Here is a 2,811-nt window from a genome sequence, read left to right as displayed (position 1 = left end):
TTTACCGTTACGGGGACGGGCAACAATAAGGGCGTGTCGGCCACTGTGCGAAACAACAGTATCACTTTGGCAATGCTGGCAGTGGACGCGGTGACGGAGATCCAGACAAATGCAACAGCGGCGCAGCAGAGTTCGGCAGCGGCACAGGCGAGTAAAGATGCGGCAGCGGCTTCGGCCAATACGGCGCAGGCTGGGGCGAATACGGCGACCACAAAAGCCTCCGAAGCGTCCGGGAGCGCGGTACTTTCCCAGAGCTACGCAAAGGGTGGCACAGGGACTCGGACAGGCGAGGACACCGACAACGCGAAGTTCTATAAGGAGCAGACTGCACAGGCATCCTCCACGGCGGTTGCGGCGGCGCAGACAGCGACCATTTCGGCAGACCGCGCAAAGAGCGAGGCAGACCGGGCGGCGGAGATTGTGGGCGGGGATTACGCGACAAGGACAGAGCTGGAAACCGGCCTTGCGGGGAAAGTGGACGTTGTAACCGGCAAGGGCCTGTCCACGAACGACTACACCACCGAAGAGAAAACTAAACTCGCGGGGATTGCAGAGAACGCGAATAACTATGTCCATCCGGCCACGCACAGTGCACAGATGATTGACGAGACCGACGCGAGGAAGTTTGTTACGCCCGCTGAAAAAGCGGCGTGGAATGGCAAGGCCGATCCATCCGACCTCATCACCGTAACCCTCCCCGTGGCCTCATGGGTCAAGGACAGCACCCGCGAGTTGTGGACGCAGGCGGTAACGCATAGCTCCATTGTGAAAGATGTGAGACTTGGGATCAGCGTGGACGACGACACACCGCTTGCCCTTATGGACGCGGGCGTAACCTTACGGATTGACAAAAACAATGGTAAAGCTACGGCAAAAGCCTTTGGAGCGATCCCGGAGAGTAACATCACGGCGCAGCTTACCTTACCGCCGGTGGAGGTGGTAGCGTGATCTACGGCGAGGAGCGAGGCGCGGGCGGGATCAGTACAAAGACGATCCCGCCGCAGGGGCTTAACCTGACGCTCAAGGGCGGCAACGGCAAGATCGACTGCACCTTTACCGGGATTACATCAGAGTGGTTGTATCTCGGGCAGTATTACCGGCTCATTGCAAAGCCCGGCAGTGCGCCAACCTCCCCAATGGACGGCGTACAGGTTAAGGATGTGCAGGTCGGGGCAATCGGGGATGCGGTTATCTCCGCGAGCATCGAGGGGCTTACCAATGGGGTGCAGTATTATGTGCGGTTATATGTCCGGGGTGATAACGGCTGGCAAACCAGCGTGGATGCGGTGGGGACGGCTACGCCCGTGGCGGGGATTGCGCTGGGGGATTTAGCCCTAGGTACTCTACTTCAACTTGGAAAAACCGCTCAAGCGTCCACACTGTTTGAAGTGTTGGAATTTGATCATTCAGGATATCCCATTGATAGTTGTGTGGTCATCACAAAGTATCTTTGGTATGACCAGGAGTGGGACGCTCCACATGGCACACATTCGGCCCCAATATGGGGAAAATCAAACTGTCGAAACTGGTTGAATTCTGCTTATCTGAAAATGCTTTCGGCTAGCACACAAAATGAATTGCAACTTGTAACCGTTAAATCCGTATATGATACCAGTAATGACTATGTTTTTATTCCATCAATAGCCGAACTAGGTGGAACCGGGAGCGATGGAGTTCCCTTCAATAAATTTATAAATGACGAATCTCGTATCATGGGTCATCCGTCTGGGGTGAAAACGCGATATATTACCAGGACTGCGTTTTATTCCAACGGTTATTATCCTGTAAAGGCCGTAAATTATCGCGGGTATTTTGACTCAGGTCAAAACATAATATGGGGTACCAGTGTCAGCTCACCGCCTCAAAATACTGATTATGGACTACCATTCGTTTTTTCATTAAATAGAAATATGCTCTTTAACCCCGAACCAAACCCAGACGGCAGTTACAGCCCGCTCACATAGGAGGTGATCTCATGTCAGACATAAAAGGCAAGGCCCTGTCCTTTGGCGGGATTAACACCCGCGACCTTGCGCCGCAGGTGGAAAACCTCACGCTCAAAGGCGGGGACGGCAAAATAGACGCAACCTTTAGCACGGTGGATGCGGCATACGGATCACTGGTCAAATACTACGTCGTGACCGCCAACACCCACATGCCCAGCGGCCCGAAAGACGGCGTTTCGGTCATGGTACTGCCGGGGACGGGGACGCTCTCATGTGTCCTGTCGGGGCTTACAAACGGCGTAGTCCATCATGTGCGGGTATTTATCCGCTGTACCTACGGCTGGCAGACAAGCCCTATGGCCTATGGGGTGGCAACGCCGTTGGCGGGGATTGCGATTAGCACTTTGGCCGTTGGAGGCGAAGTCAAATTAAATCTTGGCGGTGTGGCTTACAATCATTTGGTTGTGCATCAGGGCAACCCGGATACAGCACTATATGATGCAAGCTGTAACGGGGCATGGTTGCTGATAAAAGATATTTATAATCAGATCGCCTGGACCACAAATGAAAAAGGCGATTACTCGCTTACAACAAGCTTATCTTATTTAAATACAACGTATTTTGGACTGTTTGATCCGAATATTCAGACCAGCATTAAACAAATAAAAATTCCGTATGTCGCTGGTAATGCTAAGCCTGGTGTAGTTAAATTTGGTGAAGAAGGCGTATCGTGTAGGCTATTTTGGTTGTCAGCAATTGAGGTTGGATTTAACTATAATTCGACAGATCCTTTAAGAGATGGTGCGAAATTAGATTACTTTGACTTGACGGGAAATAGTGTAGGAAACGCAAAAAGAATAGGACT

Annotated in this window: 2 protein-coding genes and 1 pseudogene; all 3 read left to right on the top strand. The window is 52.2% G+C overall.

The annotated features are described in order from the left end of the window. A pseudogene (locus tag DWV16_RS19240) lies at positions 1 to 948 on the top strand (hypothetical protein); the annotation flags it as partial. After that, positions 945 to 1,964 (top strand): DUF6273 domain-containing protein, encoded by a 1,020-nt coding sequence (locus DWV16_RS18695; RefSeq protein ID WP_118480952.1) that lies wholly within the window; start codon positions 945 to 947, stop codon positions 1,962 to 1,964. The pseudogene DWV16_RS19240 and the gene DWV16_RS18695, both read left to right, overlap by 4 nt. 11 nt (positions 1,965 to 1,975) lie before the next feature. After that, a partial coding sequence (locus DWV16_RS18690) for a DUF6273 domain-containing protein (protein WP_243007377.1) occupies positions 1,976 to 2,811 on the top strand: 836 nt, incomplete at its 3' end.

It is taken from the genome of Anaerotruncus sp. AF02-27 (assembly GCF_003465835.1).
GTDB classification, from domain to species: Bacteria; Bacillota; Clostridia; order Oscillospirales; family Ruminococcaceae; genus Anaerotruncus; species Anaerotruncus rubiinfantis.
The sequence above is the reverse complement of the archived record's forward strand: the minus strand, read 5'-3'. Positions and strand labels throughout refer to the sequence as shown.